The organism is Prosthecobacter sp. SYSU 5D2 (genome assembly GCF_039655865.1).
GTDB lineage: Bacteria > Verrucomicrobiota > Verrucomicrobiia > Verrucomicrobiales > Verrucomicrobiaceae > Prosthecobacter.
On record NZ_JBBYXL010000012.1, the window covers coordinates 37683 to 61889 of the forward strand.

17 protein-coding genes are annotated in these 24207 nt (G+C 59.2%); 4 read left to right on the forward strand and 13 right to left on the reverse strand.

The window, feature by feature from the left end:
- The first annotated feature begins 121 nt into the window (after positions 1–121).
- Together rpsO and WJU23_RS19455 are read left to right on the forward strand one after the other, a co-directional pair.
- A complete protein-coding gene (gene rpsO / locus WJU23_RS19450) occupies positions 122–379 on the forward strand; it encodes a 30S ribosomal protein S15 (RefSeq protein WP_346334285.1) in 258 nt (85 codons plus the stop codon).
- A 206-nt stretch (positions 380–585) separates the two neighbouring features.
- A complete protein-coding gene (locus WJU23_RS19455) occupies positions 586–2742 on the forward strand; it encodes a polyribonucleotide nucleotidyltransferase (protein WP_346334286.1) in 2157 nt (718 codons plus the stop codon).
- A gap of 222 nt (positions 2743–2964) precedes the next feature.
- On the opposite strand, the gene WJU23_RS19460 is transcribed toward WJU23_RS19455, so the two are convergent.
- The 5 genes from WJU23_RS19460 to WJU23_RS19480 form a co-directional block, all read right to left on the reverse strand.
- Positions 2965–4221 (reverse strand): PQQ-binding-like beta-propeller repeat protein, encoded by a 1257-nt coding sequence (locus WJU23_RS19460; RefSeq protein WP_346334287.1) that lies wholly within the window; start codon positions 4219–4221, stop codon positions 2965–2967.
- Between the two features lie 71 nt (positions 4222–4292).
- On the reverse strand, positions 4293–4946 hold the full coding sequence (locus WJU23_RS19465) for a hypothetical protein (protein WP_346334288.1): 654 nt from the start codon (positions 4944–4946) through the stop codon (positions 4293–4295).
- Between the two features lie 83 nt (positions 4947–5029).
- Positions 5030–6673, reverse strand: a complete 1644-nt coding sequence (locus WJU23_RS19470) for a DUF1501 domain-containing protein (protein ID WP_346334289.1) — start codon at positions 6671–6673, stop codon at positions 5030–5032.
- 37 nt (positions 6674–6710) lie between these two features.
- Positions 6711–11594, reverse strand: a complete 4884-nt coding sequence (locus WJU23_RS19475; protein ID WP_346334290.1) for a DUF1800 family protein — start codon at positions 11592–11594, stop codon at positions 6711–6713.
- Between the two features lie 304 nt (positions 11595–11898).
- On the reverse strand, positions 11899–12162 hold the full coding sequence (locus WJU23_RS19480; RefSeq protein WP_346334291.1) for a DUF2892 domain-containing protein: 264 nt from the start codon (positions 12160–12162) through the stop codon (positions 11899–11901).
- 142 nt (positions 12163–12304) lie between these two features.
- On the opposite strand from WJU23_RS19480, the gene WJU23_RS19485 reads away from it, so the two are divergent.
- Positions 12305–13111, forward strand: coding sequence for a nucleotide excision repair endonuclease (locus WJU23_RS19485; protein WP_346334292.1), 807 nt, complete (start codon positions 12305–12307; stop codon positions 13109–13111).
- Here the strand turns inward: WJU23_RS19485 and WJU23_RS19490 are convergent.
- On the reverse strand, positions 13093–13608 hold the full coding sequence (locus WJU23_RS19490; RefSeq protein WP_346334293.1) for a peptidoglycan endopeptidase: 516 nt from the start codon (positions 13606–13608) through the stop codon (positions 13093–13095). The two genes, WJU23_RS19485 and WJU23_RS19490, sit on opposite strands and share 19 nt — an antisense overlap.
- Positions 13609–13753: 145 nt before the next feature.
- Between WJU23_RS19490 and WJU23_RS19495 the strand changes: the two genes are divergently transcribed.
- Entirely contained in the window at positions 13754–14398 is a 645-nt protein-coding gene (locus WJU23_RS19495) for a 7-carboxy-7-deazaguanine synthase QueE (protein WP_346334294.1), read from the forward strand.
- A 6-nt stretch (positions 14399–14404) separates the two neighbouring features.
- On the opposite strand, the gene WJU23_RS19500 is transcribed toward WJU23_RS19495, so the two are convergent.
- The 7 genes from WJU23_RS19500 to WJU23_RS19530 all read right to left on the reverse strand — a co-directional run bounded on the left by WJU23_RS19500 (position 14405) and on the right by WJU23_RS19530 (position 24194).
- Complete coding sequence (locus WJU23_RS19500; protein ID WP_346334295.1) at positions 14405–17098, reverse strand: hypothetical protein; 2694 nt, start codon at positions 17096–17098, stop codon at positions 14405–14407.
- 44 nt (positions 17099–17142) lie between these two features.
- On the reverse strand, positions 17143–17904 hold the full coding sequence (locus WJU23_RS19505) for an AAA family ATPase (protein ID WP_346334296.1): 762 nt from the start codon (positions 17902–17904) through the stop codon (positions 17143–17145).
- Positions 17905–18079: 175 nt separating this feature from the next.
- Positions 18080–18514 carry a 50S ribosomal protein L17 gene (gene rplQ, locus WJU23_RS19510; protein ID WP_346334297.1) on the reverse strand — a complete coding sequence of 145 codons (435 nt, stop codon included), beginning with the start codon at positions 18512–18514 and terminating at the stop codon, positions 18080–18082.
- 38 nt (positions 18515–18552) lie between these two features.
- The gene (locus tag WJU23_RS19515; protein ID WP_346334298.1) at positions 18553–19671 is read right to left on the reverse strand and encodes a DNA-directed RNA polymerase subunit alpha; all 1119 of its coding nucleotides are present in this window, start codon (positions 19669–19671) and stop codon (positions 18553–18555) included.
- A 371-nt stretch (positions 19672–20042) separates the two neighbouring features.
- Positions 20043–21698: a hypothetical protein gene (locus WJU23_RS19520; RefSeq protein WP_346334299.1), complete on the reverse strand. Its 1656-nt coding sequence runs from the start codon at positions 21696–21698 to the stop codon at positions 20043–20045.
- A gap of 114 nt (positions 21699–21812) precedes the next feature.
- Entirely contained in the window at positions 21813–22652 is an 840-nt protein-coding gene (locus WJU23_RS19525; RefSeq protein ID WP_346334300.1) for an SDR family NAD(P)-dependent oxidoreductase, read from the reverse strand.
- Positions 22653–22664: 12 nt separating this feature from the next.
- Entirely contained in the window at positions 22665–24194 is a 1530-nt protein-coding gene (locus WJU23_RS19530; protein ID WP_346334301.1) for a cryptochrome/photolyase family protein, read from the reverse strand.
- Positions 24195–24207: the final 13 nt, after the last annotated feature.

Consider the following 24207-nt stretch of genomic DNA (forward strand, 5'->3'; position numbering starts at 1 on the left):
TGAAGCTCAAGATGTTCACAATTTCCTCTTGCCAATCTCAGCCGACGTGGTTTCTTCGCGGCCCTTTTATAACATCCCAAACACAACCCGCCTGACAAGGTGTCGGGTTTCATAACTGACCATGAGCGAAGCTACCACCAGCCCCAAAGAATTCAAACTGCACGAAAAAGACACCGGCAGCGCCGACGTGCAGGTCGCGATCTTGACGGCCCGTATCAATGAACTGACCGAGCACCTGACGGTGCACTCCAAGGACCACTCCACACGCCGTGGCCTTCTCCGCATGGTGGCCCGCCGCCGCAAGCTTCTTGACTACTTGAAGCTGACCGCCAACGAGCGCTACCTGAAGCTCCTCAAGAGCCTGAGCCTGCGCCGCTAATTCACTTTTCCCACAAACAAGGGGTGATGCACAAAACATCACCCCTTGTTTGTATTCAGCCAGTATGCACCCGGATACCGGGTCGCTTGCCTGTGCGCAGCCCTTTCCCTCAACGAGGGTGTCATCAGGCCAAGCCGCTGAGACTGAACTCCCCCTGCCCCAGGCAGGATCCTTCCCAAAACAAACAAACATAGAATACAGCCACCATGGCCATCCATAAAGTAACAACTCCCTGCGGTTCAGGGATCATCGAAATCGAAACAGGCAAGCTCGCTCACCTCGCTGATGGCGCGGTGACCGTCCGCCTGGGTGACACCATCGTCATCGTCACTGCCGTCTCCGCCACCAAGATCAAGGAAGGTCTCGACTTCTTCCCGCTGTCCGTGGAGTACAAAGAAAAAGCCTCTGCCGCCGGCAAGTTCCCTGGTGGATACTTCAAGCGCGAAGGCCGCCCCACCGAAAAGGAAATCCTGACCTGCCGCATGACGGACCGCCCATTGCGCCCGTTGTTCCCGAAAGGCTACCTTTACGAAACCCAGATCGTCGCCCTGCTGCTCAGCGCAGACGGTCAGAACGATTCGGACATCCTCGCCATCAACGGTGCTTCCGCCGCTCTTTGCGTTTCTGACATCCCTTTCGCAGGCCCTATCGGTGCCGTGCGTGTGGGCCGCGTGAACGGCCAGTTTATCGCCAACCCCACCCACAGCCAGCGCGAGGACAGCGACCTGGACCTCGTTTACGTCGGTAACAAGACCGACGTCATCATGATCGAAGGCGCTGCCCTCGAAATGCCTGAGAGCGACTTCATCGCCGCCCTCCGGTTCGCCCAGGACAGCATCCAGGGCCTGGTGAAGGCTCAGGAAGAACTCGCCGCCCTGGCTGGCAAAGAGAAGCGCGTGGTGCCTCTCATGCTCGTCAAAGACGAACTCCTCGAAGTCGCCTACGAAATCGCCGGTGACCGCATCGAAGGCGCCATCTATCAGCCAAGCAAAGTCGCCCGTAATAAGGCTGTCGGCGCGTTGAAGGATGAAGTGGAAGCCGCCATCAAGGCACGTTTCCCTGAAGCGACCGGTTTCGAGATCAGCCAGGCTTTCGACTACCTCCAGAAGAAGGCATTCCGCATCTCCATTCTGGACAAAATGAGCCGCTGTGATGGCCGCGCCATTGACCAGATCCGCAACCTTTCCGGTGAAGTTTCTGTGCTTCCGCGCACGCATGGTTCCGCCCTTTTCGCCCGTGGCGAAACGCAGGCCCTTTCCATCGCCACGCTGGCCCCGGCGGACGAAGCCCAGGAAATGGACACCTACGCAGGCGGCCCTGACAGCAAGCGCTTCATCCTGCACTATAACTTCCCTCCCTTCTCGGTGGGTGAGTGTGGCCGCTTCGGCGGTCAGAACCGCCGTGAAATCGGCCATGGCGCCCTCGCTGAGCGCTCCATTGACGCCGTGATCCCGCCGAAATCCAAGTTCCCATACGCCATCCGCGTGAGCAGTGAAGTGATGGCCTCCAACGGCTCCACTTCGATGGCCTCCGTTTGCTCCGGCGTCATGGCCCTCCTGGATGCAGGTGTGCCGCTGATCCGCCCCGTGGCCGGCATCTCCGTCGGTCTCGTCACCGAGTTCGAAGGCGAAAGCATGAAGCGCTACCTCACCATGATGGACATCCTCGGTTCTGAGGACCATTTCGGCGACATGGACTTCAAGCTTTGCGGCACCTCCGAAGGCGTCACCGGCTACCAGCTTGACCTCAAGCTTCCCGGCATCCCCCTCAGCATCCTCGAAGAAGCCATCGCCAAGGCCAAAAACGGCCGCACGGAAGTGCTCTCCGCCATGGCCTCCGCCATCAGCGAAGTGCAGCCTCTCAGCCCGCACGCTCCACGCATCGAGATCATGAAGATCAACCCCGACAAGATCGGTGAACTCATCGGTCCTGGCGGCAAAAACATCAAAGGCATCCAGGCCGAGTCCGGCGCTGAAATCAGCATCGAGGACGACGGCACCATCTACGTTTACGCCACCCGCAAGGAAGGGCTTGAGCGCGCCATCGAGATGATCGGCGGCGTCTCCCAGGAGATCGAGCCCGGCAAGATCTACACTGGCAAGATCGTCAGCACGACGAACTTCGGTGCCTTCATGAACCTCGGTGGCAAGAAGGACGGCCTCATCCACGTCTCCGAACTCGCCGACTTCCGCGTCAACCGCGTGGAAGACGTCGTCAAGGTCGGTGACATCGTCACCGCCAAGTGCCTCGGCATTGACGAAAAAGGCCGCGTGAAGATGAGCCGCAAGGCCGCCATGAAGGAAAAGGACGATGCCGCCAAGGCTGAATCCGGCGCTCCTGCAGAAGCGGAAGACCTGGGCTAAACCAGCACATCGTTGGTTAGACCAACGGCTAAAAATTCAGCGGCAACCGGCAGACCGGTTGCCGCTTTTTTGTGCGCCGGACTGCGGTGTTCGGAGTCCCGCATTTATGCGGTGATTGGGAGAGCTTCGTAGCTTCAAAGATTCCGTCCCGCCTTCCTGCGGGACGGCACTCCAAACGCCGCGACTCTGCGTTCGCAGTTTCGACCCTGTGATTAAATTACCCTACTTCCCAATGCACCAAAGATGCTCGTAACTGCGGATGAAAATCTGCCCGTCACTCACCGCCATCGAACCGATGACTTTCTCGCCAATGGAGTTCGTCGCCAGAAGCTCAAACGTGGGGCTGGCACGAAAGATAAAAGCATCGCCTCCCTGGTTCACCGCATAGCACAATCCTTCCGCAGTTAGGACGAGAGAAGACCAGTTTTGGCCACGTGGCCCCGGCCCCTTTAGCCGCTCATTCCACACCATCCCACCTGTTTTCAGATCCCGGCATTCCGCGATGCCGCCATCGGTGAGAATGTAGTGATGACCCTCATGAAGCACACCGGAGCCAATCCGCTGGCTCACCTTTGGCAGGTGCCAGACGCGATGCGTCTTCGTCACATCTCCATCACCGCCCGCCTTCACCATCAGACCCTGACCATTGAACCCGCCAAAGGCCACCACATGCCCGTCCGCATACAGGGGCGAATTGTACACCAGCGGATTCAATCCCTCGCAAGTCCACCATTGCTTGCCGGTCATGGGATCAAACGCGCAGGCACGGCCCGGATAGGACATGAAGAGTTCATAGCGGTCCCCCACCTTCCGAAACAGCGGATCCGCCCAGGAGCCCAGCCATTTCTTTTCCTTGCTCTCGCCTGAGGCACCGCCGGGCTCATCGTGCTGCCAGAGCGTTTTGCCTGTGGTCTTGTCAAAGGCATAGAGGGTGGTCTTTTCGCCAGGTCCGAAGTTCAAAAAGAACCGGTCCCCGGCTAGCACAGGTGATGTGCCATTGCCCCAGATATGATGCTGCTTGCCGAGGTCGGTGCGCTTCCACAGTTCCTTCCCCTGCAGGTCATAACAAAAGATTCCGGCCGAGGCGAAGGAGACGATGACGCGCTCACCATCCGTCGCAGGGGAGGCCGCGCAGTAGGGATTCGTCGCGTGCGTCAGCTCTGGCTCGCGATAGATCGTGCCCGCCTCCCAGAGCTGTTTGCCGGTTTTACGGTCCAGGCAGAGCAGCAGACGCTGGCCTGTTTTTTCCACCGCCTGCGTGACGAAAACCTTGTCTCCCCACACGACCGGCGTGGAGTTTCCCGGGCCCGGAAGCGGGATTTTCCAGAGGACGTTTTCAGTGGCGCTCCACTTTTGCGGCAGGCCGGATTCGGCCGTGGTGCCATCCCCCTGGATGCCCCGCCACATGGGCCAGTTGTCTGCCTGCAAGGCAGTGAGAAAACTGAACAGACCGAGCGCGACAAGGGTGGATGTCTTCATGGTAGAAGGGCATCGTCTTCGAAAGGCACTTTCTTGCAAAACGAAAAATATACAGCCTGAGAAGATCCGCATCAAAGCTGCGTGGTCATTGGACCTTGATCACTGATGAGATCATCACTCGTCCACATTTCCCGGTCAGGCCCCGCTGACCGCACGGTCATGTGCCACGCGCTCTCAGGATGAAAACGATAAGGCGTGCCCCACCTATCCAGCAGCTCACCGTCCGCACTGATGGAGGCATGGCTCTTCGGCAGCACGGCGATGCCTTTGGGATTCTCCCCTTGCAACCGGCGCACGATTTCATCATTTAGCTCGCCTGTGGGCATGGCCCCGAAAGCGCGGCGGAATTCTTCGAGCAAGACATTGACTGTCTGCACATCGTCATAGGCGGTGTCGTTTTTCGGGATGTCAGAAACCGCGCCCGACTTGACAGGAAGGCCCTCCGGCGGCGGCAGCGCATCCACAATCTCCATCACCGGCAGAGGATGAACCGTGCCTTTGGCCGAGGTGGCGTAAAGGTGAAGGCCAAAGACACTGTCAATGGGAGGCGGCGGCAGAGGCGCACGCAGCGGGCCGCAAAAGTCAGGTTCCATCGGTCCCTTGTTGGCGGTCTTGAGCGCCTTTATCTGGCGGGAAGCGGAATTGGATTCGCCAGCCAGCCACCAACCCACGGTGAGAATCGCGATGACCAGCAGGGCCAGGCTGATATGGACAAAAGGTTTCATAAACGAAAAGAAAAAAGGAAAGGCAGGAACCCGATGGGTGAAGAAAGGGAGCGGGCATCCCCTGCCCGCTCCCTTGGCTTTGCTTACACATTGAAGTCCAGGAACCCGAGTTCCGTGGGGATGGTGTTGATGTTTTGGAACCGCCCCAGATTCGGGAAGATGTCCGTGATGTTGGCCCCGGTGATGCCGGGCACATAACTGGTGCCCTGGCTCATGAACCATTTGGCCACGACCGAGGCATACTGGTCCACCGCCAGCGTGGGAATCCAGCGTCCACGGTTGCTGTCCACATCCTGGCCGGTCGCCCGGGCCAGGTCCGGGAACTCCCCGTAAATGCGCTGGCCGATGACCGGGCCGCCCATCACGATCTGGTGCCCGCCCCAGCCGTGATCGGTGCCGGAGGCAGCCACACTGCCATTGGGCTGGAAAGTACGGGCAAAGTCGGAATGCGTAAACAGCAGCGTGTCATTCCACAGGTTGCTGCCACCACCTTCGGCAGTGGATACCGCATCGATGGCATTTTTGAATCCCTGCAATGCTTTGTCCAGATTCCCCATCAGCAGCGCATGGTCTGCCTGCTGGGACTGGTGGGTGTCGAACCCGCCCATGCTGACAAAGAAGATCTGCCGGTTGTTCTCCAGGGAGGAACGTCCCTGGATGAGACGGGCCACCATTTTAAGCTGGTTGGCCACATCCGGCAGGGTCGTCACGCCGGGAAAGGCGTTGGCAAAGGCCGTGTCAATGGCTGTGGTGGCAGCGCCCAGTGAGGCACCCACAGTGGCTTCATTGTCACGGGCGCGTTTCATCACGTCATTGTAGCCTTCTTCCAGATGATGCTGGTAGTGGCTCTCCACCTCCCCTAACTGCATGCGTGTCAGCTTGGTAATGGTGTCCAGCGCCTTCAGCGTGCGGCCCTGCGTATTGGGAGCATAGGCCACCGGGCTCACTGAATAGTCCGCTGCATGCCCATACGTGCCGGGGGCAAAGTAAGGGGCGGTGCTGCTGCTGTAGCCTGACAGGCCGACGACACCGCTGGTGCTGACGGCATACTGGACCACCGAGCTGCCCACCTGGAAGGAGTTCTGCCCGGCGATGGAGATGTTCATGGACACCTTGCTGTTAGGATTGACCAGGTTGTTCAGCAGCTCCGCCGTGCGGCCGCCCCAGCCGTTTTGAAAGGGGCGGTCAGGCAGGCTGCTCTGCCACTGGAGCTGCTGGTCACTGTGGGAGAAGAGCTGCGGCGGCACCGGCACCGTGCGCGGCACGGCCACATACTGGCTGCGGGTGATGGGCTGCACCAGCGTGCCCACATTGGCCACAAAGCCGAGATCCCCGCTGTTAAACAGGTTCTGCACATTCGTCATGCTGGGATGCACCCCAAAGCCGGAGGCATTCGGCTGACCGAAACCGCCTGCGGGCGGCGTCAGTGAAAGTGCCGCCGTGGGACTGATGTGGATGGGATGGGCGGGCGGACGTGCGGTATCATAATTGGTTCGCGCCACCCCGTCCAGCGGCACCAGCATGTTGTTGGCATCGTTGCCTCCGTAGAGGAAGAGGCAGACCATGGCTTTGTAATCCGTGGGCGCGCTCTGGGCCATGGCGCTCTGGACGAGACGCAAATGGGCCAGGGTGTTGACAACGGAGGTCACGCCAAGGCTGGCGCAGGCGGAGCGGCAGAGAAAATTCCGCCGGGTATCGAAGTGATCTTTGTGCTTGCGATTTTTCATATGGGGCAAGGTGTTTATGTTTTCGATTCGGGGCGGATCATTTCTGGACGATGTATTCGGGTGAACTGGTGATGAGATAAAGTGCTGTGCGCACGCGGGCGCCGGCATTGCTCTGGCTGACCGGCGGTGCATCCACCGCAATGATGGCAAGCTGGTCAATCATGATACTGCGCGGGTCCGTGCCGCCGCTGACATAGGGATACTTTGTTTTCAAAGAGCCGGAGCACAGCAGGGAATCCAGCTTGTCCACCAGCCAGGTGGAGGCGGAGAGCTCCGTCTGCCCGGCGGTTTCGCGAACCAGCCGGTATTCCGTGGTGAGCGCACCGAGATTGACAAATACATTGTCCAGCAAGGCTGTGGTATCCCCAAGCAGAGTGGTGGTGGACTGGCCTGTGGCGGTGGTCAGGGCGGGATCAATGATGGAATTGTACTCCACGTTGCGATGGTAGTTCACCGCCCGGACGACGAGGTTTTCCGTCATGATTTGCAGTTCCGGTGCCACCAGGCCTGCCGCTGCCACCCGGCCTCCGGGCGTGTAGTCCGGAAGGTACCAGTTGAAGACGCTGGGCATGTTGTTGGGAATCTGGCCGAGATCCAGAATGGAGTTGCTGTAGCGGAAGCTGGTCGGTGCGGTGCCCAGGTTGCTGAGCTGGCCCGCCGGATAACCAAAGCTGCTGAGATCCGAGACAGGAATTTGGGACTTCGCATTGAAGGCCCGCAGCACCTGGATATAGCGGATGAGGGGTTCCTTGACCTTGCCGAAGCCGACGTTTACCGAAGTATTGCCGTTGACGAGCTGCGGATCCACATTGGTCAGGGTGCGTGCCTCATAATCCAGCAGGATGGCTTTGACCACATCCTTGAGGCTGCCACGCACGCCGCTGCCGTTGTTTTCAAACACCTGCGCGACGCGATAAATGTAACCACGGCTAGGATTGCTGGTGACCAGGCGCTGGATGAGCAGCCGGCTGATGAAGGGGGCGATGTTCGGATGGGTGAACAGCGTGTTGATGGCGGCATCGAGATCCGCCTCCGCGTAGGCCATCCGGGCTGTGTTATCGCTGGAGCTGCCGCCATAGGCGGGCAGACTGGCACCAAGAACCGTCTTCGCCCCTTCGTCATGATAGGCGGGGAAGTTCTTCATCGGGTTTTCATAACCAGGATGGTAGTATTCTGCGCCTTCGCTGCCGTTCAGGAAGTTGTTCTGCACCACCGTGGGCACATAGCCGTTGGCGGCGCTGTTCTGGGCATAGGCGAAGCTCCAGCCGGTGAAGACCCTGGACAGCTCCTTGATGTCATCATTGCTGTAGGTCGGGATGGGCTGGCCGTTGCCGCCGAGCATGATGGTGCCGTCGGGATGCAGTTGCAGCAGGCCGATGGAGAAGAGCTGCATGATTTCACGGGCATAGTTTTCATCCGGTGAAAGGGTCTGAATGCCGCCGCTGTCGAAGACTGCCTTCTGGTTTTTCAGATGGCTCAGGTATTTGCCCATGATGGGATGCTTGCTGATGTCCTTCAGCAGCTCGCGCACGGTGATGGTGCTGCTGGTGGCGGTACTATACGTGGTGTTAGGCGGCTGGATGTGGCGCACGCTGTCGGCAAAGTCTCCCAGCATATCGTAGTAGCGGCTGTGGCCAAAGGTCCGCGTCTGCACGGTGCCGAGCCGGTCGGAGACCACAAAGATCTGCTCCAGGGCATAGGCGGTGCGCTGGCGAAGCTGGTCCTGGGCTTCATTGGCCAGCGTCCACCAGGCACGGCGGCGGTTGATGTGGTCCGGGTCATAGGATTCCTTGTTCAGGCCAGGCGGCACAGGCCGGTAGGTCCAGGCTCCGGCAGGGCTGGGGGTGGCGCCCCAGCGGGTCCAGTCCAGCGGATTGTTAGGCGGCGGTGCGGCCGGATAGGTTTCGTCAATGGTGGTGTTGGGATTGTCCACCACGGCTGGCAGATTGGCCTGCTGGCCGCGAAGGTTCCATTCCTGGGCATTGGCGGCCAGGTGGTAGTCATACAGTGTGGTCTGGCTGCGGCTCCACTGGTTATTGATCCAGGCGGTGTAGGCATTGATGCGGTTGGTGGCCAGTTTCTTGTCACCGGAGATCGCGGCATACAGCGCATCAATGTCCGTCTGGCTGGCCCCAAATGTGGCCTGGGTGAGGAAACGGGCACAGTCCCGCCGCACCTGCTCATCCGTGGTGAAGTTTTCCAAAGTTCCCGGGGTGGCTGGCGGAACAAACGGACCGCTCTGGCCGATGACGCGGGTCAGGTCTGCCCGGATCTCCCCACTGGCATAACGGTTGGTGTGGACGTTGATGTAGAGATTCTGGCCCGCAGTCTTGCGGAACAGCGCATCAATGAGCGTCTGTGCCTTGTAACCGCCTGAATCCACGATGGTCCAAGGGTAATCAGACAACGGCCCGTTGGGCAGTCCGTCAGGATCTCCATAGACTATGGTCCCAGAGCCGTTGTAGTGAACGTGGCTGCCGTCAATGTCCGTCTGCGGCGTAGTCAGCCCGTTGAAGACCGTGGAAATGCGAGCCTTGCTGTTAGGCCCGTTCAGGATGACTGTTGCAAAACCCGAGGCGCTGGTCACCGCGCTTCCTTGCGCCAGGAACGTGCCCAGGAAAAGCTTTTCATTGGCGGGGATGTCCTTCGAATCATTGATGATAACGATGGCGCTGGTCGGAGAGGCAATGGTGTAGTTGCTGCCATTGAGTACTGCGGTCATTCGCAGCCCTTCAGGGTATTCGTTGAGCCCGTCATCCACCGGGCGGATATAGACATCCACACTCTGTGCATTCGCACCCAGGGAGATGGAACTGGTCACCTGCGTGCCGCTTGTGGCACCCGTCCAGGCAGTATAGTCCGCACTGCTGGCGGGGGCCCGGTTGGTATCCGTGGCGGCAGTTCCCGCCAGGGTGAAGTTCAAGGTCATCGGAGCAAACCCGCCATTGCGGTTGAGCCGCAGGCGGGCGTTCGTCCGGCTGGTGGGAGTGACAGTGGTGTCATTCACTTCATAGCCTTGGGAGGTAACCGTGCTGACGGTGACAACCCCGCCGGTAAAGACAGACGGATTACTGGAAGTCACGAAATCCAGCCGGTTGTGAAATTCCTGCTGGCTGGTCATCAGGTCGCCGTCAGGGTCCAGACCGCCATCCGCCGAGTTGTTCGGGTCCAGGCCCACCGTTGTTTCCCAGTCATCAGGAGCACCGTCTTCATCCAGATCTTCAGCTCCCTGGACGACAAGGTAGGCCACGGTCTCCGCACTGTGGGTGTTATTGACAGTACCTTCGCCAAACTGCAGCGGATGTGCATCCTCCTGCGCGACAAAGTCCACCCGGTCGGCAAACAGGTAGCGCCAGCGCAGCGTGGCCGGGTCTTGATCATTCTTCGTCTGCATGGAGGCGAAGACGTATGGATCCGCATGCATTCGCGAGAAAGCCCGCGTGCGGAAGGCGCTGTCATGATTGGTCCCCTGCCCTGCCTCGAAACGCATACGGCTGCTGAAAAAATTGCTCGTCCCTTGCGTCATTGCGATCCAGTGCACTGTCTCAGCCGCGTGCGCAGTGGCGTCGATTTCGGATTCATCCAGCTCCACTGTGAATCCACTGGTGCTGATGCCGCTGACGCGCGACTGCACGGCCTGAGGATCATTAGTGGTCACGACCTGGGAGAAAACGGCGGGCGTATTGGGCATGCCTGATGCCAGGGCCTGGGTGGTCCCGGCCTGGGTGACACCCGTTTTTACCCCAGCCTGCCAGCGCGTGCCGCCCATGGCAAAGGAACCGGATTCCATGACCACGTAACTGAGTTTTTCAGCAATGTTATGAGTCTGGGTGGAATGATGATCCCAGCGGTCCACCTGAAACTCAAAACTGTTGGCAGTGACATTGCGCACCCGGACTGTGAGCGAGGTGCTGCTGCGATAGGATAGCGGTCCCATGACGACCACGGGATTCGTATAGGTGTCTGCCAACGTTACCGTGCTCCAGTTGGCTGCATTTGACTGCGTAACGGTCACATCCCCCACTTCGATTTTGGAAGCGACCTCGCCGTTCATGTCACCCAGGACGATGTACCCCAGATCTTCAGCGACATGGGCTGTCTCCGTATCAAAAGAGGTTTCTTCCTGGATCCGAAGCTGCACTCCGGTGCTGGTAAGGGAAGCCATCTTCAGCTCTCCGGGATCCACCTCGTTGATGGACTGAGTCTGGGCCATGAGAACAGGGTTCGTCCGGGCATTGGGAAAGGTGATGGTGGCATAGGAATTTGTCACCGCTGCGCTGCTGCGCGCCACGGTGAGGATCTTTCCATCCAGGTACCCTGTACCCGTAGAGACAGCCATGTAACCAATGCCTTCATTGGATATGGAACCTGTATCCAGCTCCTGGGTTTCAAGCCGTACCTGAAAGCCGGTGGAGCTGACACTGCCAATGCGGGTCTTCAAAGCCTTGACTCCTTTGCCTGTGACACCGGCGGAATTCACCGTGGTTTCCACCTGGCCAAGAACAACCGGAGTGGCTGTAAATCCTGTCAGGCTCATGGAGACGGGAGCCCGGTTGACAGCGCCTACACGCCCCACCTGCCAGCGTTGTGCACCAAAGAGGTGTGTTCCTTCCGTGAGAGCGAAGAAGTGGACGGTCTCGGCAGGATGGTAGCCATTGCGATAATCCCATTCATCAATCTGATATTGAAATCCAGTCGTGGTGACATTGCGCACACGCATCACGCACTGCTCTCCATTGACCTGGGTGGCCGGCCCCATGATGACGACCGGCGGCGTGGCAAATGTACGGGTAAAGGTAATGGTGTTCCACTGGTCACCATTACTCTGCACCGGAGTGGTGATGACGCGGGATTCAAAATTCGCAGGCGCAGCCAGGGCAGCTCCAGCGACAAAGGTGACGGCGAGCGCGGTGTTTCGCACCCATGTGGAAAGGGCACGCAGCCCTGGTTGGTATCGAGGTGGTTGTAGTGATCCCATAGCGCTGCTGATTTCAGCGGGAGCATTCAAATTTGAGAAGGGTGATGCTGTCACCAAATCGGGGGACGGCCATTCTTAGGCCGGGATGCGAAACGGGCTGTCGGCGCGAAAGACGGCAGGGACATCCTAACAACAAGCATTTCAGCATCCACTGCCAGTTGCCGCACGCAAATGCAAAAGGTGCAGACCGGCAATGCTTGCGGCATCACCTGTCTGCACCTTCACAGGGCAGTTTAATCCTGATCCGTTATTGAAGCGCCTGGCGCCGGGAGTTCACTTCCATCTGCTCATAAACGGCGCAGTGACCGGTGAGGCCGCGGCGCACGAGCGCAAGCCCGGCAGCCGCAAGAATCCACTTGGCCAGTCCTCCACGTGACAGGCCGGATACCAGCAGGCCCAGGCCGGACAGGGCGGACAGGGCACGCTCAGGGTCGGTGACATTTTTGCGCAGCTCCTGGTGGAGTTCTTCAATCTTTGGCAGGTGGTCAAAGGGGCGGTAAGTTAGTGGCATAATAGAATGGGTTGGTTGCCACTGATTCGGACGGAGGTGGACAAATGGGCGCGCAGGGCATGCATTTTTTGAAGCCGTCACAGACCATCCAGCAAAAGCTGCGGGTTTGAAAAAGCTGCCGGATGGGACATAATCACCCTGCATGACTGATGTGAGGACAGCACCCAGGCGATCGGGCCAGCAACTGAGGCTGTTTCATCTGGAAAACCCTTTTGCCGCGCGGCTGGGGACGGACTTTTTTAAATCGCTTCCGCCTGGTCCTGGCGTCTATTTTTTCTATGATGCGATGGAAAAGCTGCTCTACATCGGCCAGTCCGGAAACCTGAAGGCACGGGTGGGCAGCTACCGGCATGTCACGCCGGAAAAGTCCGCGAAGCGCACCCTCAGACTGGTGGCGCGGACGGTGCGGATCGGCTGGCAATCCTGTGAGACTGCAGCGGATGCCGTGGCTATGGAAGCCGCCCTCTTGCTGGAGCACCGGCCGCCGTTTAACCGCGCCGGTGTCTGGGAGGGCGAGCCGTGGTGGCTGGTCGCCGGGACGGATTCGCAAGCCGGATGGCTGAATCTTGAGCTGAGCCGGACACCGGCCGGCCTGGGTCCCTTCCCTTCGGCCTTTCGCCACATGCTGGGCACCTTCGCCAGGTGTGTCTTCCGGGCTTTACGCCACCAGGCAGGGCTGGGAGATTATCCGCTCGGGCTCATGGGCCCCCGGCTGCCCTTGTCTTTAAAACTGGGGCTGCCTGAAGTGCTCCGTGGTCAAAAATGGCTGGAGGATTTCACTCAGGGCCAGGTCGAAGAACTCGCCGCTACGATTGAGGCCTCGGCAGCCAATGAAGCGATGCTGATGCAGGAATACTGGCTTGAAGAAGCCAGACTTTTGAGACGCCATGGCTTGAAGCTGGGGCGGCTTGCCGCCACTTCACCCAAAGATCAGAACCCCGGCGGATGACGGGCGATGTAGTCCTTCATTGGGCGGGATTTCACCGACCAGCGGGGGCCTTTGCGCTCGCCATTGTAACCGGTGTCCAGCCGCAGACCGGCCACGATGATGAAGGTGTGGCCATTGCGTGAATACACCGTGATGTGCTTGCCCTCGCCCGCCTTGCCATAGGTGCGCAGGCTGCTGGACGTGCCAGGGCTGTTCAGCAAACCGGCTCCATGAAGGACATAGGACACCGTGCCGGAACAATCATAGCCACTGTCCTCAAAGGAACGGTGGCCGCCGCCGAATTTATAGGGCTTTCCGGCGATGCGGTTGCCTGCGCTGATCGCACGCATCACCGTCGGCGGCAGGCCCGCAGGCGGCACCGCCTTGCCACCCACAATGACCGCCGTCTTGCCCTTGGTGTATTCATAATCCCAAACCTTGGGCTTGGAAGAGCAACTGCTAAGCGCAGCAATGGCAAAGGCCATGAACAGAAACAGAAAACGACAGCGGGGGGGCATCGGTGGAGAGTAACAGGTGAATGCGGTGTGGCAAGCGCGGGGAGACCGGGGAGCGGCTTGTGCGCAGGACGGATGCGGGTATGATCAGGGGATGCGGATTTCGGAGATTTTTTATTCGGTTCAGGGAGAGGGCTCATTGACGGGTGTGCCGTCGGTATTTGTGCGGACATCGGGCTGCAATCTGCGCTGCACTTGGTGTGACACTCCCTATGCCTCCTGGAATCCGGAGGGGCCGGAGATGACTCTGGACGCGGTGATGGAGGCCGTACTCCAACATCCCACCCGGTTTGTGGTGGTGACCGGCGGAGAGCCCATGGTCGCCAAGGACATGCGGAATTTCCTGGGACGCCTGCATGCGGCCGGCAAACACATCACCGTGGAAACGGCGGGCACCATCGCCCCCGGAGATGCCCCGGTGGACTTGGCCTCCATCAGCCCGAAACTGGCCAACTCGACGCCGAGTGTGGAAAAGGCTGGCGCTGGCTGGGCGGCACGACATGAAGAGACCCGCCTGCAACCCGCTGTGCTGCGGGAATGGCTGGAGCAGGCCAGGGACTACCAGCTTAAATTTGTCATTTCTACCGAAACCGACCTGCAGGAGGCGCAGCATGTGGTTGCCAGCATCGGCATCGCAGTGCCACCGGAAAAGGTGCTGCTGATGCCGGAAGGTGTGAGCCTGGAGGTGATGCGCACCCGCTACGACCTGCTGGTAAAGGCCTGCCTGACTCACGGCTATCGCCTCAGCCCCCGGCTGCACATCGAGCTTTTTGGCAATACACGCGGGACGTAAAAATCCTCAGCGGAGGACGCGCAGCACCAGCACCGTGTCATCAGCCAGGTAGGTGATGCTGAATTCGCCAACGGCAGGCAGCGGCCCCTCACCGCCCTGAACATCAAAAATAGGCCGCTGCACACAGACACGGACTTTTGGCAGCTGCTCCCAGTCCGGGCCATCCGGCTGCGGGCTTGGCCATTCCTGGATCACATCCGCAAAGGTATCGGTCACGGTCTGCGGCGTGCTGACATCGCGGATCAAGGTCCACTGGCCGTTACTGATCTCCAGCTGGCAGCCCACCAGGCGGTGCCTAACGTCAATCTGGCTGCTGAACTGGGTGCCGGCAGGCATCTTCGCAGGAGCCCATAGAACATCCTCCTCCGTTTCATTGGCCCCCCGGAGACGCCCGTTGGTGAAGTACATGTCCCAGCCAGACCTGAGCTTGGCGGACCCGGAATCCTCCAGGCTGACGGTCACGCATTCCAGGATTTCTACCGTGCCCTCACGACTGGCTTTGAAGAGATCCTCAGCGGCTTTTGAGACAATATGGGGCAGCTCCCATCCGGCAGACAGTTTTAGCACCACCGCCTGCACCCTGTGAACCGGGTCAGGGACCGGGGCACTGCTATGAGCGGGAAGGGCCGGTTCGTCCTTAGGCTGGGCTGGGGTGCTGTATCGGACCACATGCCAGCGGAGGCGTGGGGAGGAGGGCTGCACCGCGCCGATGGCAGAGGTCTGCATGACGGCGACCACCTCCGGCTGGTGGGGCGTCATTTGCAGCATGCTGCTGACCTCCATCAGCGGCTGGCTGGGCAGCGCCATGTAAGAGCTGGCCGCACTGGTTGTAGGAATGTCCGGCTGCCAGATGCCCCATCGGCGGACCTCCGGCACCCCGGCAGACCGGACCTGCCAGGACTGGCGCCGGTCGCCACTGAGGTCTGTTTCCACCTCCTCCCCGGAATTGAGCATGAGCAGACTTCGTGGGTTAAAGTAGATGCCCTTGGCATGAGTTGCCGAATTCAGGTACTCACCACCGAAATACAGTTGCGGCCGCATCGAACGGACTGAACCCCTGTCGATTTTACCTTCAATTACTGTTAGGCCGACACACTCCACCTCCTCCCGCCCAACCGAGGCCAGGAGCTCATCCGCCAGGCCCTTAAAATCCGGGGCTTCATCGGTAAGCAGCCGTCCGCGCCAGGAAAGCGGAGTCTCGATGATCCAGGTGGTGAGGGCGGATGAATAAACCGCCTGGAAAGGAGCGACAGAAACCTGGGGCTGGGAGCCTGCCTCCACCACCCGCACAAAGCTGGCGTGAATCCGTCCGTCCTTCAGACTGGCCCCGACCATCGAGACCTGACCAACGTTGGCAATAAGCTGCGTCGCCGTGGATTCATTTGGCTCCATGTCGGCCTCGGCGATTTCGATTCCGTGGAGATCATCGGCATCACTGCCTTCGAAGGAAGTCTTGCAGCGCACCCAGCGCGCAGGGGCAGAAGGCCGGTTGATGGCCATCCTCACGGCCATTTCACTGTGAAAGTCAGCGTTCGAAATAGCCACAGGCGCAAACGGATTCCCAGTCGGGTCCGGTCTTCCGACATGGGCAAGACTGATCTCCAGGCTGTGCCCCAGCATAAAGGCATCATCGCCATCACAACTGAGCGGAGAAAAAATCAAGGGATTGCTACTGGGTTCCCAACCGGTGGCATCATGCCACAGAAGGGCGGTCTCCATCCGTGAATCCTCACCCGGCAGACAGGCCACCGCCGAGGTTGCCAGGAGTTCAACGCCTGCACTGCCACCCGAAGTCCCCAGCCATCGGGCCATCTGTGCTTCATCTCCCTGGGCATCCCGGCGGGTCTTCAGCCACGCTTGGTAATCGTTTAGAGGTATCGCCAAAGTCCAGCTTTGAGCGCGATACATCGGGCCAATGTAGGGAGGCACTTTCGATGGTGCAGGTTGAGCGGCGGTCAGCCGGGCGAAAGCCATCATCACCTGCCCTGTCTGCACCTGGCCGTCATGCGGCGGCTCCATCTGGCAGCCTAACAAAAAGATCTCATTCACGGGCACATTCGCCGTGGTCATCAGATGCCAGGGCCGGAAGAAATATCGCGGAGCTGACAGATACGGCAGCGGCCACGCTCTGACCGGACGGCTTGCGGGCACATTAGGAGTCACCTTCAGATTCAGCTCGAGTCCGGCCTGCTGATCCCCCAGCTTCATACCCACCCGCGCCTGGACAGCGTTTCCCACCTCCGCTTCGGCCAGCTCCTGAAGGATCCGGTTCGCATCCATCTTCTCCGCCCATGGCTTGTTTTGATAAGCCTCCCACTCACGGTCCTCATCCCAGTAATGCGAGGACATGTCCTGGTAGATGTAGCGAAAGGTCTCCGCTTTTTTGTCCAGAAACTCACGATGACCAGGCCGTCCTTCCTCGCTAATTTCGGTCACCAGTTCGATGATTCCCCGGGCCTGCCAGCTGGTCACAGTCTCCTGCCAGTAGCGGGGCGTCCTGCCGGCATCGGCCAGCAGCGCCTGGGCAGCGGCGGCAGCCGGCACCTTCAGCACCGTAATGTGCAGCCGCACCTCATCGGCCGACGGCGCCTGGTCGGACATAAGCCCCTCCAGCAGACCGGGATTGGCAGGTGTCTGGGCCTGGATCAACGATCCCATGGCAGCAACCAAGAGGACGATCTGATGCAGTCTTGGTTTCATAAGTGCCTTCCTAGCCTAACCCAAAATTTGGGTCAAGATGATCCTTAGGAATCCAGATTTAGTTCTTCCTGCGTACCCAGCAGCCGCTGGATCATGCCTTTGGGATCGCGCATGAAACGGCTGGTGATCTGGTAATGGTCCGTATCCTCATAGGCGATGCGCTGGATGCCATCCTCGCTGAACTGGTAAATCCACGCATCTGGATAGGCCATGAGAATGGGGGAATGCGTGGCGATGATGAACTGCGAAAACTCCCCGATAAGGTCATGCATGCGCACCAGCAGGGACATCTGGCGCTGCGGGGAGAGCGCCGCCTCGGGTTCGTCAAAAAGATAGAGGCCATGACCGCCGAGGCGGTGGATGAGGGTGGCGAAGAAGGATTCCCCATGGGACTGCTCGTGCAGGCTCTTTCCGCCGTAGTTCCAGGTTCCATAATTCTGCTCATCCAGCAAGGTGGCGAAATTGTAGTAGCTTTCAGCTCGCAGGAAAAAACCGTCCATCGGCCGGAGATAGGTGCGGGAGAGCGTGAGCAGCGGGGTGAGCTCAGAGCGATACTCATGCATCGCCAGATTGGTGTTCTTGGTGCCGCCTTCCATGCTGAAGCCGAGCTTTTCCGCAATGGCCTCCAGCAGCGTGGATTTGCCGGACCCGTTTTCACCGACGAAAAAAGTGACCTTCGGATGCAGCGGCAGGAGGTCCAGATGGCGGACGGCGGGGATATTAAACGGGTATTCGCTGAAGCCAGGCACCTCTCCCCGCCGGAGGGAGAGCGTGTGGAGATACTGAGAAGGTGCGGGCTTCAGCATGGGCCAGGATGATGCCCGGACGCGGAGGATGCAAGGGGCGGGTGAGCGACAGGGCAAGATGACCTCCCCTCTCCAGAACTCCGACTTCCGTTGCGGCGCAACGGAGCTACGAAAAAACGCGGGCACCTTTCGATGTCCGCGTTTTCGGAGTAGATTTGAGAATCAGCGGGGCGGCTTATTCAGCAGCGGCTGTCTTGGAATCTGCAGAGACCACTTCAGCTTCAGCCTCTTCAGTCTTCGGTGCTGGGGGCACGTAGGCGTCCACCCACTCGATGAAAGCCATCGGGGCGGAATCGCTGCGGCGCTGGCCCAGCTTGGTGATGCGGGTGTAGCCGCCCTGGCGCTCTTTGGAGGCAGGGGCGATTTCTTCGAACAGCTTCTTCACCATGCCAGGCTGGCGCAGCTCAGAGATGGCTGTGCGGCGGGCATGGAGATCACCACGCTTGCCCAGGGTGACCATCTTCTCTGCCAGCGGACGCACGGCCTTGGCCTTGGCCAGGGTGGTGCGGATGCGGCGGTGCTCCACAAGGGCGCAGACGAGGTTGGCCAGCAGTGCTTTGCGGTGGGCGGCGTCGCGCTGGAGTTTGGGGACTTTTCTTCCGTGTTTCATGTCTTCGTTCTCTCTAGTCTAAGGTCTTCAGGGATCAATTATTCGTCGTCGTCACCATCGGGAAGATGGCTGTCAATCAGGCTGGCAAAGCCGGCTGCATCGGCCTCATCGTCGTCATCGGCGATCATGCTGCTGCGGGCAAGCAGGGAACTGCCGCCGGCGGTTGGCTCAAGCAGCGATGAATCGAACTTCATGCCGAGAGAGAGACCGAGCTCGGCCAGCTTCTCCTTGATTTCGGTGAGGGATTTTTTGCCAAAGTTGCGGTAGCGCAGCATTTCCGCCTCGGTCTTCATGGCCAGCTGGCCCACGGAGGTGATGTTGGCGTTGTTCAGGCAGTTGGCGGCGCGGACGGAGAGTTCGATCTCGTTGACGCTCATGTTCAGGAGCTTGCGCAGCTCGCTGTTCTCTTCGGTCTGGGCTTCCGGAGCCGCTTCAAACTCGATGGCCTTATCGTCATAGTTGACGAACACATCCAGGTGATGGCGGAGGATGGAGGCAGCCTGAAGGAGGGCGTCGCTCGGAGCGATGCGGCCGTCCGTCCAGACGTCCAGTACCAGCTTGTCATAGTCAGTGTTCTGGCCCACACGGGTGGTTTCCACACCGTATTTCACGCGGGTGACCGGGCTGTAGATGGAGTCAATCGGGATGACGCCGATCGGGGTGTCAGGACGCTTATTTTCTTCCCAGGTGGCGAAACCACGGCCGACGCGGACTTCAAACTCGCACTCAAATTTGGTTTTGCGGTCCAGGTGGCAGATGACGAGGTCCTTGTTGATGACTTCGTAGTGGTTGTCTTCCTTGATGTCGCCAGCGGTGACCACGCCGTCTTTGTCCACGCTGATGGAGAGGAGGCGGGCTTCCTTGGTCTCGCTGTGGTGCTTGAAGCGGACCTTCTTGAGCTGCAGGACGATCTGGACGACGTCTTCGAGCACGCCTGGAAGGGTGCTGAATTCATGCTCCGCGCCGCGGATCTTCACCGACGTGATGGCTGCGCCTTCCAGGGAGGACAGCAGGACGCGACGGAGGGAGTTCCCGATCGTGTGACCATAACCTTTGTCGAAAGGCTCGGCGCTGAACTGGGCGTAGGTATCGGTGGCGGTGGCCTCGTTGCGGACGAGGCGATTCGGCATTTCGAATCGGGCAAGACGTACTGACATGGATGGATATAGGATAGACCGGGTTACCTCCAGCGCGAGCGTCCGTGGCTTCTCAAAGAGAAAACGGACCTGGAGACCGACGGCGATGTGACAAGGCAGCTCGCAAGGGGCGGGGATTATGGGCTGGCCACCGCGCTTTGCAAGGGGCTTTTTGGGGCCAAAGGGTGGTTTTCGGAATGATTTTGGGCTGGATTGAGCATCCGGCAGTCATTTTCTTCAACCACCGGAGACCAGTTGGTCGCCATTTTGCAAATGCGGTGACTCCGCAATGCCCTGGCGGCGGGGGGTGAGGGCCGATGTGCACGGCCAGCAGTGATCATGGATCAAATTATCACACTCCCGTCAGACGCCAACTGTGAAAAAGCCGGAGTTCAGTTTCCCAAAGGCTCCGATGGAGGCGGAAGACCGCCGAGAGGCGGCGAAAGTCCGGAAGGTATCTGGAGTTGGGGGGCCGGGTCGTATTGCCAGGTCCAGTCGCCCTGAGGAAGACCGCCGAGAGGCGGCGAAAGTCTGGAAGGTGTCGGGAGGTGGGGGACCGGGTCGTATTGCCAGGTCCAGTCGCCCTGATAGTGTGGTTTGCTCAAAATGGATTCCGGATTATCGCCAGGCCCAAGGTTTACCTGCCCGTCGTTATCTACACCATCCATGCCCACACACCAGATGCGATAGCGACCAGAGTCTCCCTGACGGTAACGAAGGGGAAGCTGATCCACCGGATCCAGTGGGACGGATGCCAAAAATTGCGGAACCAGCTCATCTAGGTGTTCCGGGTAACGCCCATTTGCAATCAAGAAACGCTCAAGAGCGCATGCGACAATCGCCTGCTGTCGCATCGCCTCCACATGAAGGGTACGTTCTGCGGCCGTTATAAAAAGAGGAAGGAACAGACGAGCAAGAAAGCGCTCAAAAGGCGGGTCATACAGCCCGCCTCTGCCAAGCGCTTCGAAGAGTGTATCTTTTTGTCGAACGACATCCCAGGTCCCTCCTCTTTTCATTGGGAGCATGAAGTGATCCATGTGTAGTTCTACAAAAGCCGCGCGACTTTCAGTAAAAAAGCTGTCTGGCACTGCGCGTCCAATCCAGGAGCGTATGTCCCCATTTTTTACATTCATTCCGGCTAAAGCATAGAGCCCATTCCCATCCGGATCAGTCGCCAGCGCGTCCAAATTATTGACTCCAGTAATCAACTCCCCCCGCAAACCGAGCTGGAAAGATTGCTCAGGCCGAAATGTGGAAAGCACAGCATGCAGATCAGCCAAGCCGGATTCTTGGAGCCTCCGCTGCTTCAATAGACACCAAACAATTTCCAATCCATTCCGATTGTTCAATAGTGATAGCAAATGTCCTGTCATCAAAGGCTCGCGGACCAAGGCCTTGGACAGCAATGAAATCGTCCGATAATCGTCAAGAGCTGCACTGGCTTTCCCTGATTCTGCAGCGGCTATGGCATGCAAATTCAAAGCCTGACATGTCATCTTGATTGCATTATAATGAGGCACGTGGAGCGCCGCCAGATGCTTGGGCAGTATTTGATCCCTCATGGCCGGCACCCACTCGGCATCCTGATAGGAGCTGGATGCCTCCGAAAGCACTTTGAGCAATGGATTTCTTGTCTCGATAGCAAACTTGAAGGCCTCCGTTTCTTTCCCCATCGGAGGCAGATCGGTGATAAAGCTGGCTGTTTTCAACTCTGCCATGATTTCCGACCAGTCGGGTGATCTCCCCAAAGTAATTCCTTGGTACATTCTGGGAGTGATCTTTTCCAGGCCACTCATTAGGTCGAGCAAGGCCTGCCGTTTGGCTCCTGAGGCTCCCTTTTTATCATCACCCTCCTCGATGATATTGATGCCACGCAATTCGGGCAAGGCGGCGAAGTTCTCGGACTCGGGTAACCTTGGCGGCATCAAATCCATCAGCGAGAGGGTCTCCCCTTCCCGTTTTAGCATCGCAACACTTTCAGACCAGCGCTTCTCCGCACGCCAGTCCAGATATAGATAAAGAGCGGCCACCGGTGTAACGGTAATCATGACCGTCCAGGCCGCATAACGGCATGAACGGACGCAGGCCCGGCGGAATCGAGTCGAGTTCATTCATGACTATCTCGCATCAAAGCCAGGGCTTTGTCGAGAATGCTTTCAGCGTTATCCCGGCCCATCCGTCTCGCCTGCCGCCTGTTCCCAGGCCTCCAGTTCGCGCAGGCGGGAGGCGGCGGTGTCGCGGACTTTTTTCACGGCATACTTGCCTAGCGGGAGGCGCAGCGGGGACTGGCCGTCGTGGACCATTTTAACGATGAGGGCGGCGGCGCGTTCGGGGTCGCCGGGTTGCTTGCCATCCACTTTTTCCAGGTAGGTGGCAAACTTGCCAGCGCTGCCTGCATAGGCCTCGGAGGCCGGGGCACGGTCCATGCCTTTCCCGATGAAGCGGGTGCGAAACGGGCCCGGCTGGACCAGGGTCACCTTGATGCCGTGGGCGGCGGTTTCCAACCGCAAGCTTTCGCTTAGGGTTTCCAGGGCGCCCTTGGCAGCACCATAGATGCCGAAGCCGGGATAATTGGCGATGGCAGCGGCAGCGCTGATGTTGATGATGTGACCACGCTTTTGGTTACGCAGATACGGCAGGGCCGCCCGGATGACATTGAGGGGACCAAAGAAATTGGTTTCAAAATTGCAGCGGATCTGGTCTTCCTCGCAGTCTTCGATGGCACCCAGCAGACCGTATCCGGCATTGTTGACGATGACATCCAGGCTGCCCCAATGTGCGTGGGCCTCGGCCAGGGTGGCGGTGACTTTTGCGGCATCGGTGACATCCAGCGGCAGAATGAGGCAGCGGCCTGCACCGATGTGCTCCAGCATCTCAAGATCCGCCACCTTGCGGGCGGTAGCAATGACCTGATCTCCGGCGAGGAGAGCGGCCTCGGCGATGGCCTGGCCGAAGCCTGATGAACAACCGGTAATGAACCAGACGCGGGGAGCTGTGGACATAAGTGGTATCATTTACGCCAGGCTGGCGCGGATGGACTGGGCCTGTTCCTGGATCTCCCACTTTTGGTCATCACCCAGCCGGGAGAGGTTGCGCACCTGCAGGGACATGCGCTGATTCATCTTGAGACGCGGCTCATGGCGGATCAGGAAATCCCAATACAGGGTGGTGAAGGGGCAGGCATTCTCCCCTGTGGACTGGCCGGGATCATATCGACATCCGGCACAATAATTGGACATGCGCTGGATGTATTTGCCGGAGGCGATGTAGGGCTTGCTGGCCATGAGGCCGCCGTCTCCGTGCTGGGACATGCCGAGCGTGTTCGGCAGCTCCACCCACTCCACCGCATCCACATACACAGCCAGGTACCATTCATGCACCTCCTGAGGCCTCACACCTAACAACAAGGAAAACAAACCCGTCACCATCAGCCGCTGGATGTGATGCGCATAGCCATAGCGCAGCGTCTGTCCAAGGGCATCGCGCAGGCAGTTCATGTCCGTCTCGCCGGTCCAGTAAAACTTCGGCAGAGGCTGCTGCGCCTGGAGTTCGTTCATCTCCACATAGCCGGGCATGTACCGCCAGTAGATGGCCCGCACATACTCCCGCCAGCCGAGGATTTGGCGGATAAAACCCTCCACCGCAGCCAGGGGTGCGTGGCCGTTGTGAAACGCTTTTTCAGCGGCGGCAATAACCTCACGCGGATCCAGCAGCTTCAGGTTCATCGCCGCACTGAGGCGGCTGTGAAAAAGCCACGGCTCCTGCGTCCACATCGCATCCTGATACTCGCCAAATTCCGCCAGCCGGTGGGCGATAAAATCCTCCAGCGCCTGCTGCGCACCTTCAGCCGTGACCGGCCAGTCAAAGTCCGCCAGACTGCCGGGGTGATCTGGAAACGTGGCCTCCACGATCTGGATAACCTCTTGCGTGATGGCATCCTGCGGAAATGCGTGCGGAGTCGCATGCTCAGGCGGGCCGCCTTTGGGAAAACTTTTGCGGTTTTCACTGTCGAAATTCCAGTCTCCGCCAACTGGTTTGCCCCCTTCCATCAGGATGCCGTGGTTTACGCGCATCTCCCGGTAAAAGTATTCCATGCGGAGCTGCTTGCGGCCCTTGGCATGCTTTTCAAAATCGGCGTGGGTGGCCAGGAAATGCCTGTCTTCGCGCTCATCCAGCTCCAGCTTCAACCGCCTGGCCGCATCGCGAAAATCCTCCCGCACCTGCCATTCTCCGGCTTCCACCATGATGAGTTTTTCCGGCTTCAGCCTCTTCACGGCAGCCTCCAGTTCCACGATGAAATCCCCCTGGTTTTGCGGATCCTCCAGCCGCCGGTAGTCCACCGGCAGGCCCGCCTTTTTCAGATCCTCTGCAAAGTGCCGCATGGCCGCCAGGAAGGTGACGATGCGTGCTTTGTGCACCCAGACCTTGGTAGATTCACGCGCCACTTCCGCCATCCACACACAGTCCTGCTGCGGATCAAACCCATCCAGGGCGGCCGATTTAGAGTCGAGCTGATCTCCCAGAATGATGACAAGGTTGCGCATGGCAATCCTCTAC

Coding starts and splice junctions, on each gene's coding strand:
- rpsO (WP_346334285.1), top strand. CDS start 122: ATGAGCGAAGCTACCACCAGCCCCAAAGAATTCAAACTGCACGAAAAA.
- WJU23_RS19455 (WP_346334286.1), top strand. CDS start 586: ATGGCCATCCATAAAGTAACAACTCCCTGCGGTTCAGGGATCATCGAA.
- WJU23_RS19460 (WP_346334287.1), bottom strand. CDS start 4,221: ATGAAGACATCCACCCTTGTCGCGCTCGGTCTGTTCAGTTTTCTCACT.
- WJU23_RS19465 (WP_346334288.1), bottom strand. CDS start 4,946: ATGAAACCTTTTGTCCATATCAGCCTGGCCCTGCTGGTCATCGCGATT.
- WJU23_RS19470 (WP_346334289.1), bottom strand. CDS start 6,673: ATGAAAAATCGCAAGCACAAAGATCACTTCGATACCCGGCGGAATTTT.
- WJU23_RS19480 (WP_346334291.1), bottom strand. CDS start 12,162: ATGCCACTAACTTACCGCCCCTTTGACCACCTGCCAAAGATTGAAGAA.
- WJU23_RS19485 (WP_346334292.1), top strand. CDS start 12,305: ATGACTGATGTGAGGACAGCACCCAGGCGATCGGGCCAGCAACTGAGG.
- WJU23_RS19490 (WP_346334293.1), bottom strand. CDS start 13,608: ATGCCCCCCCGCTGTCGTTTTCTGTTTCTGTTCATGGCCTTTGCCATT.
- WJU23_RS19500 (WP_346334295.1), bottom strand. CDS start 17,098: ATGAAACCAAGACTGCATCAGATCGTCCTCTTGGTTGCTGCCATGGGA.
- WJU23_RS19505 (WP_346334296.1), bottom strand. CDS start 17,904: ATGCTGAAGCCCGCACCTTCTCAGTATCTCCACACGCTCTCCCTCCGG.
- rplQ (WP_346334297.1), bottom strand. CDS start 18,514: ATGAAACACGGAAGAAAAGTCCCCAAACTCCAGCGCGACGCCGCCCAC.
- WJU23_RS19515 (WP_346334298.1), bottom strand. CDS start 19,671: ATGTCAGTACGTCTTGCCCGATTCGAAATGCCGAATCGCCTCGTCCGC.
- WJU23_RS19520 (WP_346334299.1), bottom strand. CDS start 21,698: ATGATTACCGTTACACCGGTGGCCGCTCTTTATCTATATCTGGACTGG.
- WJU23_RS19525 (WP_346334300.1), bottom strand. CDS start 22,652: ATGTCCACAGCTCCCCGCGTCTGGTTCATTACCGGTTGTTCATCAGGC.
- WJU23_RS19530 (WP_346334301.1), bottom strand. CDS start 24,194: ATGCGCAACCTTGTCATCATTCTGGGAGATCAGCTCGACTCTAAATCG.